Source organism: Chryseobacterium bernardetii, assembly GCF_003815975.1.
Lineage (GTDB): Bacteria > Bacteroidota > Bacteroidia > Flavobacteriales > Weeksellaceae > Chryseobacterium > Chryseobacterium bernardetii.
Window position 1 is genome coordinate 2,948,448 of the sequence record NZ_CP033932.1, and the last position, 14,550, is coordinate 2,962,997.

The window sequence follows — 14,550 nt, forward strand, 5'->3', positions numbered from 1 at the left end:
ATTAACAAAACACACACTATGAAAAAATCTTTGTGGATCACCCTCGGTGTCGTACTGCTATTGTTAGGAGTATTTGTATGGTATAAGTTCTTCTTTGTATTTGGAGAAGGCGTAAAATCCGGATACCTGAATTATGCCATGAAAAAAGGCTATATCTTCAAGACGTATGAAGGTAAACTGATTCAGGAAGGTTTTGGAAAAGGAAAAACAGGCGGTATTACAAGCTATGAGTTTGAGTTCTCTGTAGATGACCCTGAAGTTTTCAAGCAATTGGAAAACAACAGTGGCAAAACCTTTGACCTCCATTATAAAGAATACAATGGCGCTCTTCCGTGGAGAGGAAACACAAAATTTGTCGTAGACAGAGTAGTGAACATGAAATAATATAAAAGGCTTCCGTTTGGAGGCCTTTTTTATGAGTAATGAATGATGGATGTAAGTCTCAATACGGGTATTTTTATTAAACAGTTTCAATACATTTCTCTTCACAAAAAATCTGTAGTTAAAACAAAAATCCACCCTTAAGTAGACTGCACCCAAAAGTTTAGACAAAATTAAACAATATTATAATAAAGAGTTCGGTACATTACCGGGCTCTTTCCTTTTAGATTGAGTCTTATCCTGTCGTGGTTGTAATAATTAATGTATTCTTTTATTTCTTTTTTAAGTTCATCAATTGTTCTAAATTTCTTGGTGTAGAACATCTCAGATTTTAACGTCCCGAAGAAATTCTCTATCACAGCATTGTCCAGGCAGTTTCCTTTTCTGGACATACTTTGGATGATTCCTTTTTCTTTCAAAAGCATCTGATAGGCTTTCATCTGATATTGCCAGCCTTGATCCGAGTGGAGAATGATGTTTTCTGTATTTTTGATTTTACTGAAGCTTTTCTTTAACATATTAATAACCTGAATAAAGACAGGTCTCTCCGATATATCGTAACTGATGATCTCTCCGTTATAAAGGTCAATTATCGGGGATAGGTACAGTTTGTTTCCAGAGACATTGAACTCCGTCACATCAGTTGCCCATTTCCTGTTAGGTTGGTCTGTCTTGAAGTTCCTCTCCAAAACATTCGGTGCTATACTGCCTTGTTCGCCTCTATAGGACTTGTATTTCCTGACCCTTATGATGCTTTTGAGTCCCAGAACTTTCATTAGTTTCATGACTGTCTTGTGATTGATGATAATTCCTTTTTCTTTCATTACCAAAGTGATGCGACGGTATCCAAAACGTCCTTTGTGCTTGTGATAGATCTGCCTTATCAGGGTCTTGATGTCTGAATATTTATCATTCTTCTGAAGCATTTTCTGATGGTAATAGAAACTGCTCCTGGCCATACCTGTACAATCCAGCAGGACTGACAGGTCATATTTTTGCCTTAATTCTTCGATGGCCTCTGCTTGTTCTTTTTGAGAGTTAAGGCGTCTAGCTTTTTTAGAAAATCGTTCTCGGCACGCAGCCTTTCGTTCTCCAATAAAAGTTCTTCTTCCCTTGTCAATGGCTTGTCAGACTTCCTTTTCTTACGCTTGTAATCACTCATTTTTTTGGGTCTTCCTATAGGTTTGTTTTCCAAACCTAAAATACCACTTTTTTCGTAATCACGCTGCCAATTCAAGACGGTAGACTGGGCAGGGATATCAAACCTGACACACGCTTCTCTTTGTGAGATGAACTCCGTATTGATGGCTTTCAACACTTTAAGCTTAAACCTTACGGAATAGCTTTTGTTTTTTCTCGGTTGTAATCCCGATATTCCGTACTTGTTATAAAAACCGATCCACTTGCGAAGATTACTCTCGTTAAATCCTTTTTCTGTTGCTATAGATTCAATCGAATGATAAGAATTCTGATGAAGTTCTATACATTCCAATTTGAAAGCAACGCTAAATTTTCCTTTCCTTTCCATAAAAAAATGCCCCTAAAAAGTGTCTAACTTTTTGGGGGCAGTCCAAAGGATGGATTTTGAGATTCTAATGAGAATCCTGATGAGGAATATTACTGTTTTTTTTCTTTTTATAAAAATAGTATCCAATACCGCCAATCAGAAATACCGGCCATAGTGGAAGTAGAAAAAGAAAGATCGAAGTAATTACATCCCAGCCGGATTCAATGGCGGCTAATGATTTTCCTCCAAAAGTTTTAGGTTCTTTTTCAGCTTCAGTTTTATCTGTGATATTGACATCGATGCTGCAGATGGTATTATCTGCATAATTACGTCCTGTAACCTGAATGTCTCTGGTCTCAATATCTCCTATATTGCTGTTTAAAGCTTCCATTAAGCCATCAAAATGCTGGATAGGAACTTTGATGTTCAGGCTGTAAATCTTTTGGTTTTCATCACGCGGATTTGCTGCTTCAATATAAGACTGATTCTCACTTTTAACATACCCATTGTTTTTAATGGCCTCTTCTCTGATGATTTCCTTTACCGTTTCAGCATGATCTGCCCGCACTACAAGATATCCCGTCTTCACCATTTTATCTTTGGACATACTCAGTTCGTAGCTGTCGTTCTGCGGTTTTTCCTTGTAAATGATCTTGGTTTCTTTAATCACTTTAGGAGCTGGAACATGTGTTGCTGTTCTCTCAGGCTTCTTAGTTGCAGAATCCTTTTTCTCAATCTTTGATTCCAGTTTTGTAGAAGCAATCTTATCGGATAATGAATCCACCATTCTGGAAGTACTTTCTATTTTATCCTGGATATCGTTTTTAGCGCCTTCAATATCCTTTATTCTGATACTTGCTGAATCAAGAGCCTGATCAGCTGTTTTACCTGCTTGATCAATAGCTTCTGAAGCAACAGTAGCAGCACTGTCTGCACTATGTATAACTTCTTCAATTTTAGACTGGGAAACTTCACCTTTTTGGCTGCATGCAATAAAAGCACCTGATATTGCAACGAGTAATATATACTTTTTCATACCATTATTTTTTTGATGAAGTAAAATTAGGAGGGAAGTTTTTGTAAAGTTTGTAAAGGAATTGTTTTGATTATGTAAATATTTAATTATTAGAATTTCAACGTTTTGTAAAATAAAAATAACTTGTTTTACAATTTTTTTTTAGTAGTAATTAAGTAAAACAAATAAAAAATCAACCATTTCAATAATTTAAAAAAGATTGATTTCTTTAAAGCGATCTTCAAAATATTTATCGCCAAAATTCTTATCAGGGTGGAATTTAGTGGCTCAGTCTCAAAAGTTGGGGGGAATGTTAAGTAGTTTTATCTTTGCATCATGTTAAGCGATCACGACCTTCTTAAATTATTACTTCCGGAATTTTTAGTTGAACACTTTGATATCCTCAAAGCAGAAACTCATGATGCAGAACTTCATATTTATTTTGAAGAAAGAAATAGTATTCCCCATGAATTTAAAGAAAGGAGACTTGAATCCAAGGGCTTTTTACCTGAAATCATTGTAGATGATTATCCATTACGGGGTAAAATCGTAAAGCTCCATGTGAAAAGAAGAAGATGGACAGATAAATCCTCCGGTGAGATCCTTCAGAGAGACTGGCAGCTTGTAGCGAAAGGCACACGGATGACAAAGGATTTGGCAGTCTTCTTAAAAAAAATTAGCAGACACTAAAGCTCTTCCCCTAAAAGTTATAGCAGAATTTTTCGGGATCAAAGGCAAGACCTTCCAGAGGCAATACAAGAATAATCTCAGCGAATATCATAGCTGGGAACAAAAACCGCACGCAGAGGACTGGATCATTTACCCTGAAAATGTCTCAGCCTCCTTATCTTTAGACGAAGTAGCATTATCTGATGGAGAACTTTATACCGTTCTTACCTCCAAAAAAGCAAAAGGGAGAAAAGGAAGTATTGTTGCTATGATAAAAGGTACCCAAAGTGATTTTGTCATCACACATCTTTTGAAGATCAGCAAAAAACTTCGGATGAAGGTAAACGAAATTACATTGGATATGGCGGGTTCCATGAAGCGTATTGCCCAACGCTGCTTTCCTGATGCAGTACAGGTTATTGATCGTTTTCATGTTCAGAAGCTGTCCATAGAGGCCCTTCAGGAGATCAGGATCAGGAATCGCTGGGAGGCTATTGAAATGGAAAACAATCCTCTTAACAGTCACTCAGCTGAAACAGAAGTTTTTACAAATGGAGATACCCGGAAACAGCTCCTGGCAAGAAGCAGGTATTTACTATATAAAAGCCGTGAGAAATGGACTCTGTCCCAGAAACAAAGAGCTTCGATCCTTTTTACCCAGTATCCTGATCTGGAACAGGCATATGAATTGACTGATGGACTTAGAAAAATTTATAACCAGAATATTTCGAAATCTGTAGCCATGACTAAACTGGCCCATTGGTTTAGAAATGTGGAAGAAGCAGAGTTTAAATCTTTTTCTACCTTAAGAAAAACAATAATGAATCATTATAGAAATATTCTCAACTATTTTGATCAAAGAAGCACCAATGCTGCTGCTGAATCTTTCAATGCGAAAATAAAAAACTTCAGAATGCAGCTCAGAGGAGTAAAAGACAGAACCTTTTTTATCTTCAGATTAGCTAAACTTTTTGCCTAGTCCCCAACTTTTGCGCTTGATCCAATTTAGTTGCAAGTTTTCTGTAAGCAATTCTAATTTCTTCATTTGTAGCATCAGTGGGAACGCCCAGAATTTGATAAAAGTTTTTCATGATTTGTTTAATGAATTATTGTAAAACGTTCAAATATAAAAAGTTTCTAAAGTTTAACAAATAGTATCTTAAAACCAATTGATATTTTTAATGAACAAAAAAATCCGCAGAAAACTTCTGCGGATATATATTATCAAGCTAGTTTTAATTAGCTTTCTCTGAATTCACTGATAAAATGAAGCTTCACATTTGGAAATTTCTCCTGTGTCATGTGAATAGTGAAAGAAGAATCCGCTAAAAATACCAATTGATTGTATTTATCTCTGGCAAGGAATCTCTGCTTTAATCTTGCAAACTCCTTGAATTCTTCAGATTTCTCATCTGCTTCTACCCAACAGGCTTTGTGCATTGAAAGAGGTTCATAGGTACATTTTGCACCATATTCATGCTCCAGACGGTATTGAATAACCTCGTACTGAAGGGCACCTACAGTTCCGATGATCTTTCTTCCGTTCATTTCCAGAGTAAACAACTGGGCAACTCCTTCGTCCATCAGCTGATCGATACCTTTAGCCAGTTGCTTAGCTTTAAGCGGATCATTGTTGTTGATATAACGGAAATGTTCCGGAGAGAAACTTGGGATTCCTTTGAAGCTCAGTTTTTCACCACCAGTCAAAGTATCACCGATTCTGAAACTTCCTGTATCATGAAGGCCAACAATATCTCCTGGGAAACTTTCCTCTACTACCTCTTTTTTATCTGCAAAGAAAGCATTTGGGGAAGAGAATTTCATCTTTTTACCTTCTCTTACCAGTAAATAGTTTTCGTTTCTTCTGAAGGTTCCGGAAACAATTTTTACGAAGGCTAATCTGTCTCTGTGTTTAGGATCCATATTCGCGTGGATTTTAAATACAAATCCTGTAAAAGCACTTTCTTCAGGTTTTACCAAGCGGGTATCACTTTCTTTAGGCTGTGGCATCGGAGCAATATCTATGAATGCATCCAGTAGCTCACGAACTCCAAAATTGTTCAATGCAGAACCGAAGAATACCGGCTGTAAATCCCCTTTCATATAATCTTCACGATTAAACTCAGGATAAACAGACTGGATCAGGTCAAGTTCTTCTCTTAAAGTATTGGCCGCTTTTTCACCAATGACTTCGTCTATTGAAGTATCGTTAATATCATCAAACTTAATAGAGTCTCCAACTTTCTGTTTTTTCTCTTCCAGGAATAACTGGATGTTGTTTTCCCAGATATTGTAAATTCCCTGGAAATCACTTCCCATACCAATTGGCAGAGAAAGCGGACAAACGGTTAAACCTAATTTCTGTTCTACTTCATCCAAAAGATCAAAGGCATCTTTTCCCTCACGGTCAAGCTTGTTAATGAATACCAGCATCGGAATATTTCTCATTCTACATACCTGAACCAGTTTTTCAGTTTGTTCCTCAACCCCTTTTGCAACGTCAATTACAACAATTACCGAATCTACAGCCGTTAAAGTTCTGTAGGTATCTTCAGCAAAGTCCTTGTGACCCGGAGTATCCAGAATGTTGATTTTATGGTCTCTATATTCAAATGCCAATACGGAAGTGGCTACAGAGATCCCTCTCTGTCTTTCAATTTCCATAAAGTCGGAAGTAGCTCCTTTTTTTATTTTGTTGGATTTTACCGCACCCGCTTCCTGGATTGCGCCTCCGAAAAGAAGGAGTTTTTCAGTAAGAGTAGTTTTTCCGGCATCCGGGTGGGAAATGATCCCGAAGGTCTTTCTTTTTTGTATTTCTTTGATTAAGTCTGACATATCGTATTTTGAAGTTGCAAAAATCGTGATTTTTTATGAGGTTTTCAAATTTAAATTCATACAATATGGATCGTATGGCAATAGAAATTAAAGAAAGACATGATTATCCTGAAGTAGAAGTTAAAAGAGCAAGGAAACGGCATAAATCAACCCAAGGATAGTAAGTGTGAAGAGGGTAGCTATAATATACTCAAATGTTCCAAAATTTTTTACTGGCTGGAAGTCCTGATCGAGTCTGTATTCTTCAATGGTTTGTCGGCTTACCGTAAGATCCGGACGGAAGCATTGGATACCCCTTAAAAACTGCCGGTACATTTCGAATTGATTGCTCAGGATAACATACTCAAAGTTGAAATCTATGCTTGTTAGTATAATTTGCCCTGTTTTGTTTTTAAGATAAATTTTCAGATAGGATTTAGCATATTTTCCTGTGGTAGTATACATAAAAGCATCACCTGATGAGTTCTTAGCCTTTTGGAGTTCACTATATAAAACGATATGCATTACATGGTCCTGCCTGTTATAAAAAGTAACTCCTTTTTCATCAATAACAGCCTTCCGGATCTTTTCTTTTTTTTGATAGGTTAAAGACATCATTAGAGCTATACCACAAAATAGTAATAAAAGTTGGGTAAAAATAAGGATGAAAAAAGTACCGGGATCATCTTCTATATAGCGTCTGAAATGGCTATAGATATTTTCGGAAATTACTCCCATGACGATCAGAATAATGATGATGACCAGCCACAAAATTCCTGTCAGAAGATAGGTGATTGGCTTGTTCACTTTAGAAACAACAGTTTGGAACTTTTCTGTCATTTTAGTTTTTAATTTCAATGATTAGAAATGTAGCTCCAATAATGATACAGACAGTAACAATCACTGCTAAAATAAAAAACCAGTTGCCTATTGAAACTTTCTTAATTTTGTTAATTTCCCATGTATTCAGGTCGATAGAAAACGTTCTCAATACCATGGGGTCTATTTTTAAATCAGAACGGAAAATCGAGATTCCATGTATGAAATGAGCATATAGGGCGGCTTTATTCTTCACAGCATAAAGAGGAAGATTTATATCAATACGTCTGGTTTCTTCTTTTTTTTCTTGTTGTATAGTGATTTCCAACAAGGGAACCATGCCTGAACCTATTGGAGTAAATGTATAAATATCAAAATTTTGGTTTGAAGAACGAAGTTCAGTGTATAATATCTGTTCTGTAATTTCATTTTTTGAATTATAAAATAAAAGTCCGGAGCTGTTGATCACAATTTTATTGGCTATCTTTTTTCTTTTTATAATATAATACCGGATAACAGGAATCAAAATCACCAGTGAAATAGCCCAGCATGCCAAGGCAGCTGAAAGCATAGGTTCCCATCCTCTTTTGTAGATCCCATATATAGGGCCAAGAACAAAAAGACAGAAGAAGAACAGAAAGATTCCGAAGAAAGTTATCTGCAGGATAGAAGTAACCCACCAGTTAATTTTAGATTCAAGGCCGGGAAAAGAGATTTCTGTATTTGTTTTTGCAATATTCATGGCAACTGGGGCTAATTTAAGTATTTTCTTTTTTAGTTGCCTGTGGCATTCAAAAAAATTATCTTTGTTTCCATAAACTTTTACAGAGAAAAAGAATGGAAAATAGCAGGTATCCGAAGTTTACTTTCACATGGCTTGGCGCTGTTACTTTAGTGGTTGGATTGTTTGTGGGAACGATGGCTGTATCTTTATTCAGTACTTTTTGGAAAGTGGTGTTCAAAGAAAATCTTGAACTTAAAGACTGGTTTCTCATGGTAGCCAATTCTGTAGGATTTGTTACAGCAATTGCTTTCTTCGATTTTTTCATTGTAAGAAGAACAACTCAAAAGAAACTGAGCTTTAATCTTTCATCTGTCAACTTCTATACTTATCTTCTTATTTTTCCAATGATGGCTGGGATGATGTTTATTTCAGAGTTTACCACAACACTTATTCCTACAACAGGTCCTTTTTTTGGAGGTTTTTATGAGTATTTCACCCAGCTTATGAGCCAGCTGACCGATAATCCTGTTGTAATGATTATCATGACGGTAATTATGGCGCCTATCTTTGAAGAAATTATCTTCAGAGGGATTATTCAGAAGGGATTAATCAATAAAGGAGTGGAACCATGGAAAGCTATTTTATATGCTTCCATTATTTTCGGCATTGTTCACGGAAATCCCTGGCAGTTTATCAGTGCTGTAATGCTGGGCTGTGTATTGGGACTGGTATATCATAAAACAAAATCTTTACTGATGCCAATATTATTACATGCATTTAATAACCTTACACTGTCATTACTGGTGCTGTACGGTAAGGATGAAAGTTTTGCAAAAGTGTTTAATGTTTCAGAATGGTTGATCTTAGCCGTAGGAATTGTGCTTTTCTCTTTGTTCTACTACCTTTTTATGAAGAAATATAAAGTACATTATGCTGAAATGTAATCAACAGCAGTAAAAAGTAAAATTGAAAATGAATATAGAAATGGAATTATTGGTTGCTACACACAACGAGCATAAAAAAGAAGAGATTCAGCAGATTTTAGGAAATGACTGTATTGTTAAAAGCCTTACAGATTATAATATCCACGAAGAGATTGTAGAAGACGGAGATTCTTTTCATGCCAATGCCTTAATTAAAGCTAAATACTGTTTTGAAAAGACAGGGGTTCCAAGTTTGGGCGATGACAGTGGACTTGTTGTAGAATCTTTAGACGGAAGACCAGGAATATTTTCTGCCCGTTATGCAGGAGATCACGATTTCGCTAAAAATATTGAAAAAGTATTGGAAGAAATGCAGGGAATAGAGAATAGAAAAGCTTACTTCGTTACCGTTCTATGCTATTATGATGAAAACGGAGCCCAGTATTTTGAAGGAAGAGTTCACGGTAATCTATTAACTGAAAATAAAGGTTTCAAAGGATTCGGATATGATCCTATCTTCGTTCCTGAAGGATATGAGAGAACCTTTGCTGAAATGGAACCGGAAGATAAAAATAAGATCAGCCACCGTAAGCAGGCATTAGACCTGTTTATGGATTTTTTAAAAGTAAAGTAATTGATCATACAGATAAATTAGAGCCATTTTTCTATCATGGAAAAGTGGCTTTTTTTATGTATTTCCTGTTGAAATTTAAAGGTAAAATATATGTTTTAAAATTTCTGTCGTACATTTGTTACAAGAAACTATTGATTTGAGTACTTATTTAACAATATTAGGTTTTAATTCAGCGATTCCGACTATCAATTCCTCGCCCACAGCCCAGCTGCTGGAAATGGAAGAAAGACACTTCCTGATTGATTGTGGAGAAGGAACGCAGGTACAGCTGAGAAAAGCAAAAGCCAGATTTTCAAAAATCAACCATATTTTTATTTCCCACCTTCACGGAGATCATTGTTTTGGTCTTCCGGGACTTATTGCCTCCTTCCGTCTTTTGGGAAGAGAAAATCCATTGCATGTTTATGGCCCGAAAGGAATCAAAAAGATGCTGGAAACTATTTTTCAGATCACAGAAACCTATCGTGGTTTTGAGGTGGTTTACCATGAACTGGACAAAGATTATTCAGAAAAAATCTATGAAGATAATAGGGTAGAAGTATATACCATTCCTTTGGACCACAGAATCTACTGTAACGGGTATCTTTTTAAAGAAAAACCCAAAGACAGGCACTTGAATATGAAGGAAATTGCTAAGTATAGCGAAATTGAATCATGTGATTATCACAACATAAAAGCAGGAAAAGATTTTGTGCTAAGTGATGGTTATGTCCTTAAAAACGAGGTGTTAACCATTGATCCGGCTCCGTCAGTATCATATGCATTCTGTAGTGATACCCGCTACCTTGAAAGTGTTATTCCTATTATTAAAAATGCTACGGTTCTGTATCATGAATCTACTTTCCTGCATGATCTGAAGGAAATGGCAGATTATACAGGGCATACCACAGCCCTGGAAGCAGCAACCATTGCACAGAAAGCACAGGTTGGAAAACTCATCCTTGGGCATTTTTCCAACAGATATGCAGATTTAACAGTATTCACGGATGAAGCAAGAAACATTTTCCCTAATTCATTTCTGCCAAAAGCTTTGGAAAGTGTAAAAATTTAAAAGAATTATGTTGAAGATTGAAGAGCTTAGAGGTTTTCTGGACGAAAAGGCAGACCAGTATAATGCTCCTGATTTTATAGAAAATGACCCGATACAGATCCCGCATCGTTTCTCTTTAAAACAGGATATTGAAATTGCCGGTTTTCTGGCAGCCACTATTTCGTGGGGAAACAGGAAGTCCATTATCAATTCAGCAAATAAAATGCTGGATATTATGGGGAATTCACCCTATGATTTTGTATTGAACCATTCTGAAAAAGATTTGAAGGATATTCAGGATAAAAGCATTCACAGAACCTTTAACGGAGAAGACTTTTCTTATTTTATAAGGCAGTTTAACAGGATTTATAAAGAAAATCAAAGTCTGGAAGAGCTGTTCAAAGTCAAAACTGCTGAAACCAATTTTCAGCATGCAATAGAAAGGTTCAGAAACAGTTTTCTGGAGACCGGAAAACATAGAAGCCACAAGCATATCAGTTCACCTTATAAAAATTCTTCAGCCAAAAGAATCATCATGTTTCTGAGATGGATGGTGCGTAAAGATAAACGTGGAGTGGATTTCGGGATCTGGAAAGATATTGATCAGAAATACCTGTCTATTCCATTGGATGTACATACCGGAAATATCTCAAGAAAGCTGGGATTGCTGGAAAGAACTCAGAATGACTGGAAAACGGTGGAAGAACTGGATACAGCCATCAGAAAATTTGATGATAAAGATCCTGCAAAATATGATTTTGCCCTGTTTGGATTAGGAGTAACCAAAGAACTGTTGTAAAAATTAAAAGGATGAAAAAATATAACGAAAAAACAGAAGTTCTGGAAAAAATAGCAGACAGTATTACCTCTTGGATAGGATCTATTCAGTCTCTGATAGTGCATACCCTGCTTTTTATCACTTCCTTTTTACTTCCGATGCTGAATATTGTTGATTTTGATAAAATGCTTCTGATTCTCACTACAGTACTTTCCCTGGAAGCTATTTATCTGGCCATCTTCATTCAGATGTCTGTAAATAAGAGTCATGAAAAAATTGAAGATATCCAGGAGGATATTGAAGAAATTAGTGAAGATATTGAAGATATTCAGGAAGATATTGAAGAAATCAGTGAAGACATTGAAGAGATCAGTGAGGATATTGAAGAAATTAATGAAGATATAGAAGACATTCAGGAAGATATTGAAGAAATTAATGATGAAGAAGATGAAGAAGATCACAATGAAAAGGCCAAAAATGTAATCCTGAAAAGCAATGTAAGTTCAAATAAAAATGAAATAAAAGCTTTGAAAGACATTATTGCCCAGCTTCGTAATGAGATTGATGAATTAAAAAAAGACGAATAAAGGTTCATAAAAAGCTCCGTTAAAAATAAGAACAGATTAATTTTATTGATCTGTTTTTTTATGATTAAATATTTTTTATTTACAATTAGTTAAAAATAAAATGTATTTATTGTGAATTTTTATGAAAAAGTGGGTAATAAGTGTCTGAAATGCTGATTTGATATTGTTATTTTTGCTACATTTGAACAAAATCAAATTAAAATGTTGCATTATAGATTTAAACACTACTTTTTTCTTTTGGCTTTTTTACTGACTTCTGCTTCTGTTTTCTCACAGGTTGGTCCTAGCAGAAAGCCTGTGAAGATAAAACCTACAGGGGCAAGTTTGAAGGCCGGAAATTTTATAGATGTAAATGTTGCTCCCTATCCGGCAACAGGTTATTTTCCGGAACAGCTGGTAAAAGACATTCTGATTAACGGGGGAAGTACCTGTACCACAGCCAATATTACCAATGTTACAGTATCTCCTAACCATACCATATTTGATAACAATAGATTTTGGGGGTATTTTAACAGAGGAACTGCAAATTTTCCTTTTAAAGACGGAATTGTTTTAACTACCGGTTATGCAAAAGATGCAGGAAACAGCTTTAATGATGATATGAGTAAAGAGCCTGGTTCAGGGAGTGATCCTGATCTTGTAGCTGCTACTAATGCTACTGTAGAATTGAAAGATGCAGTAGCCCTTGAATTTGATTTTGTTCCTAATTCTACCCAGGTAAAATTCAATTATATATTTGCTTCCGAGGAATATTCCGGAGGTTATCCATGTACAGGTTTCTCAGATGCTTTCGCTCTTTTGCTGAAAAAAGTAGGGGATCCTACTTATACAAATTTAGCAGTTCTGCCGGGAGGTGCCGGACCTGTGAGTGCTACGAATATTGTTCCCACCGGGCCTAACTTTTCTTGTGGCCCAATCAATGAGGCTTATTTCGGAGGAATTAATACTCCGCACGTGGGAATCAATTATGCAGGGAGAACTATTCCTTTAACTGCTGTTGCAACTGTAATTCCTGGTGAAACTTATCATTTCAAAATGGTTATTGCAGATGCTAAAGACCACAGCTTAGATTCTGCTGTTTTCCTGGAAGGAGGATCATTTGATATTGGAGTTAAAATTGTAGATGAAACCGGGGCAAGCCTGCCGTCTACAATTAATATGTGTGATAATGCTCCTAAAACATTAAAAGCCCAATTGGATCCGGTTCCTGGGATGACTTTCCAATGGTATAAAGACGGGGTTTTAATTCCAGGAGCAACCAATGCTGCCTATGTGGCTACTGAACCTGGAGTGTATTCCATAAAAGTAATGGTTCCGGGAAGCCAGTGTCCGGGAGAAGCTAAAATAACCGTTGTAGGCGGTACAAGCCCTACCGTACAGGATGCTGTGCTCAGCCTTTGTACAACTCCTACCGTCACTACTTTTAATTTGGAGGCTGCAATACCAATGATTACTACAACGGCAGGAGCTGTAACCCGCTTTTATACCACTCTGGCGGATGCACAGGCTCAAAATAACAACTATATTAAAAATCTGACTACCTATGACGGAACAGATGGTCAGGTATTGCATGTTCTTGTTACAAATGGAGGATTTTGTAGTAGAATGGCAACGTTAACCCTGCATAAGGAAGCAACACCTACTGCCGGCCTTAATGTTGAAAAACTGAAGATCTGTGTAGGAGAATCTGTATTGATGACAGCAACCGGCGGGGTAACCTATCAATGGAAAGATACTGCTTCCATTACAGATGGAACCAGAACGGTGAGCCCAACCAAAACAACAACATATTCTGTATATGCTATCGGAGCCCAGGGATGTAAGTCTGCAAAGCCTGCAGAAGTTACTGTAGAGGTAGTGCCTGCTATTGTTTCTACATTAAAGGGGGGGCATATCTGTGAAGGAGATAGAATTACCTTAGATGCAGGTTCAGGCTCGGGATATACATATGAGTGGAATACCGGTGACACAACACAGTCTATTTCAGTGAATAAACCGGGAGAATATACTGTAACCATCAGTAATGGAGTGTGTTCCAAAGAATTTAAAACACAGGTTATAAAAGCTGTTGTTCCTGAAATTATCAATGTAAATTATAATGACAGAGGAACAATGATTCTTACCGCAAGTAATCCTAGTAACGGAATATTGGAATACTCTGTAGATAACGGGCTTACATGGCAGGCTTCTAATACATTTACGAATGTCCCTAAAAATGAAATCATTTCTATTCGTGTCAGAGTGAAGAACACAAGTTGTGTAGGTTTTATTGAATATTTTACTTTTGTGATGAAAAATGTAATTACTCCAAACGGTGATAACATTAATGATATTATTGATTTCAGGGGAATAATCGGATATAAGAATTTCAGTGGTATGATCTTTGACCGTTACGGGAAAGAAGTGTTCAGGGCTGAAAAAGTAAGGCCGTATTGGGATGGCTTCTTCCAGGGGAAACGACTTCCGTCCTCATCATATTGGTACCAGGTTACCTTTGAAGATCCTGCAAGCAAATTGCCAACAGTGAAAACGGGCTGGATCCTGCTAAAGAATATAGAATAATTTAAAATGATAATTGAAAGGCTGACTGTTTTGTCAGTCTTTTTTTGTGAGATTAAAATAAATAAAGTTGATATTCTACGATAAATAAACTTGAATTAGTAATAATG

General features: G+C 36.4%; 16 protein-coding genes. 9 read left to right on the forward strand and 7 right to left on the reverse strand.

Annotated elements, in window-relative coordinates; genetic code table 11:
- Positions 1-18: 18 nt before the first annotated feature.
- On the forward strand, positions 19-384 hold the full coding sequence (locus EG339_RS13540; protein ID WP_123870516.1) for a hypothetical protein: 366 nt from the start codon (positions 19-21) through the stop codon (positions 382-384).
- 170 nt (positions 385-554) lie between these two features.
- Here the strand turns inward: EG339_RS13540 and EG339_RS13545 are convergent, their stop codons facing one another.
- From EG339_RS13545 to EG339_RS13555, 3 genes are all read right to left on the reverse strand, one after another.
- On the reverse strand, positions 555-1,478 hold the full coding sequence (locus EG339_RS13545; RefSeq protein WP_228459755.1) for an IS3 family transposase: 924 nt from the start codon (positions 1,476-1,478) through the stop codon (positions 555-557).
- Complete coding sequence (locus EG339_RS13550; protein ID WP_123870518.1) at positions 1,382-1,909, reverse strand: helix-turn-helix domain-containing protein; 528 nt, start codon at positions 1,907-1,909, stop codon at positions 1,382-1,384. The genes EG339_RS13545 and EG339_RS13550 overlap by 97 nt, the downstream gene beginning before the upstream one ends.
- 64 nt (positions 1,910-1,973) lie before the next feature.
- On the reverse strand, positions 1,974-2,924 hold the full coding sequence (locus EG339_RS13555) for a DUF4349 domain-containing protein (protein WP_123870519.1): 951 nt from the start codon (positions 2,922-2,924) through the stop codon (positions 1,974-1,976).
- Between the two features lie 315 nt (positions 2,925-3,239).
- Here EG339_RS13555 and EG339_RS13560 point away from each other — a divergent pair, with 315 nt between their 5' ends.
- Positions 3,240-3,593 (forward strand): ISAon1 family transposase N-terminal region protein, encoded by a 354-nt coding sequence (locus EG339_RS13560; RefSeq protein WP_123869105.1) that lies wholly within the window; start codon positions 3,240-3,242, stop codon positions 3,591-3,593.
- A gap of 37 nt (positions 3,594-3,630) precedes the next feature.
- Positions 3,631-4,551, forward strand: a complete 921-nt coding sequence (locus EG339_RS13565) for an ISAon1 family transposase (RefSeq protein WP_228459756.1) — start codon at positions 3,631-3,633, stop codon at positions 4,549-4,551.
- Here the strand turns inward: EG339_RS13565 and EG339_RS24785 are convergent.
- The 4 genes from EG339_RS24785 to EG339_RS13585 form a co-directional block, all read right to left on the reverse strand.
- Positions 4,535-4,663 (reverse strand): DnaJ domain-containing protein, encoded by a 129-nt coding sequence (locus EG339_RS24785; RefSeq protein ID WP_378113113.1) that lies wholly within the window; start codon positions 4,661-4,663, stop codon positions 4,535-4,537. The genes EG339_RS13565 and EG339_RS24785 overlap by 17 nt on opposite strands.
- 148 nt (positions 4,664-4,811) lie before the next feature.
- A complete protein-coding gene (locus EG339_RS13575; RefSeq protein WP_123870521.1) occupies positions 4,812-6,407 on the reverse strand; it encodes a peptide chain release factor 3 in 1,596 nt (531 codons plus the stop codon).
- A 120-nt stretch (positions 6,408-6,527) separates the two neighbouring features.
- Complete coding sequence (locus EG339_RS13580; RefSeq protein ID WP_123870522.1) at positions 6,528-7,226, reverse strand: hypothetical protein; 699 nt, start codon at positions 7,224-7,226, stop codon at positions 6,528-6,530.
- A 1-nt stretch (position 7,227) separates the two neighbouring features.
- Positions 7,228-7,947, reverse strand: a complete 720-nt coding sequence (locus EG339_RS13585; protein WP_123870523.1) for a hypothetical protein — start codon at positions 7,945-7,947, stop codon at positions 7,228-7,230.
- 95 nt (positions 7,948-8,042) lie between these two features.
- Between EG339_RS13585 and EG339_RS13590 the strand changes: the two genes are divergently transcribed.
- The 6 genes from EG339_RS13590 (at position 8,043) to EG339_RS13615 (ending at position 14,443) form a co-directional block, all read left to right on the forward strand.
- Entirely contained in the window at positions 8,043-8,873 is an 831-nt protein-coding gene (locus EG339_RS13590; protein WP_123870524.1) for a CPBP family intramembrane glutamic endopeptidase, read from the forward strand.
- Positions 8,874-8,901: 28 nt separating this feature from the next.
- On the forward strand, positions 8,902-9,486 hold the full coding sequence (gene rdgB / locus EG339_RS13595) for an RdgB/HAM1 family non-canonical purine NTP pyrophosphatase (RefSeq protein WP_378113117.1): 585 nt from the start codon (positions 8,902-8,904) through the stop codon (positions 9,484-9,486).
- 136 nt (positions 9,487-9,622) lie between these two features.
- The gene (locus EG339_RS13600; RefSeq protein WP_123870525.1) at positions 9,623-10,537 is read left to right on the forward strand and encodes a ribonuclease Z; all 915 of its coding nucleotides are present in this window, start codon (positions 9,623-9,625) and stop codon (positions 10,535-10,537) included.
- A gap of 7 nt (positions 10,538-10,544) precedes the next feature.
- A complete protein-coding gene (locus EG339_RS13605; RefSeq protein ID WP_378113119.1) occupies positions 10,545-11,315 on the forward strand; it encodes a TIGR02757 family protein in 771 nt (256 codons plus the stop codon).
- A gap of 11 nt (positions 11,316-11,326) precedes the next feature.
- The gene (locus EG339_RS13610; protein ID WP_123870526.1) at positions 11,327-11,881 is read left to right on the forward strand and encodes a DUF1003 domain-containing protein; all 555 of its coding nucleotides are present in this window, start codon (positions 11,327-11,329) and stop codon (positions 11,879-11,881) included.
- A gap of 237 nt (positions 11,882-12,118) precedes the next feature.
- Entirely contained in the window at positions 12,119-14,443 is a 2,325-nt protein-coding gene (locus tag EG339_RS13615) for a choice-of-anchor L domain-containing protein (RefSeq protein ID WP_228459619.1), read from the forward strand.
- Positions 14,444-14,550 lie beyond the last annotated feature (107 nt).

Excerpts from the sequence above, each read along its gene's own strand:
- EG339_RS13540 (WP_123870516.1), top strand. The coding sequence starts at position 19 with ATGAAAAAATCTTTGTGGATCACCCTCGGTGTCGTACTGCTATTGTTA.
- EG339_RS13550 (WP_123870518.1), bottom strand. The coding sequence starts at position 1,909 with ATGGAAAGGAAAGGAAAATTTAGCGTTGCTTTCAAATTGGAATGTATA.
- EG339_RS13555 (WP_123870519.1), bottom strand. The coding sequence starts at position 2,924 with ATGAAAAAGTATATATTACTCGTTGCAATATCAGGTGCTTTTATTGCA.
- EG339_RS13560 (WP_123869105.1), top strand. The coding sequence starts at position 3,240 with ATGTTAAGCGATCACGACCTTCTTAAATTATTACTTCCGGAATTTTTA.
- EG339_RS24785 (WP_378113113.1), bottom strand. The coding sequence starts at position 4,663 with ATGAAAAACTTTTATCAAATTCTGGGCGTTCCCACTGATGCTACAAAT.
- EG339_RS13575 (WP_123870521.1), bottom strand. The coding sequence starts at position 6,407 with ATGTCAGACTTAATCAAAGAAATACAAAAAAGAAAGACCTTCGGGATC.
- EG339_RS13580 (WP_123870522.1), bottom strand. The coding sequence starts at position 7,226 with ATGACAGAAAAGTTCCAAACTGTTGTTTCTAAAGTGAACAAGCCAATC.
- EG339_RS13585 (WP_123870523.1), bottom strand. The coding sequence starts at position 7,947 with ATGAATATTGCAAAAACAAATACAGAAATCTCTTTTCCCGGCCTTGAA.
- EG339_RS13590 (WP_123870524.1), top strand. The coding sequence starts at position 8,043 with ATGGAAAATAGCAGGTATCCGAAGTTTACTTTCACATGGCTTGGCGCT.
- rdgB (WP_378113117.1), top strand. The coding sequence starts at position 8,902 with ATGAATATAGAAATGGAATTATTGGTTGCTACACACAACGAGCATAAA.
- EG339_RS13605 (WP_378113119.1), top strand. The coding sequence starts at position 10,545 with ATGTTGAAGATTGAAGAGCTTAGAGGTTTTCTGGACGAAAAGGCAGAC.
- EG339_RS13610 (WP_123870526.1), top strand. The coding sequence starts at position 11,327 with ATGAAAAAATATAACGAAAAAACAGAAGTTCTGGAAAAAATAGCAGAC.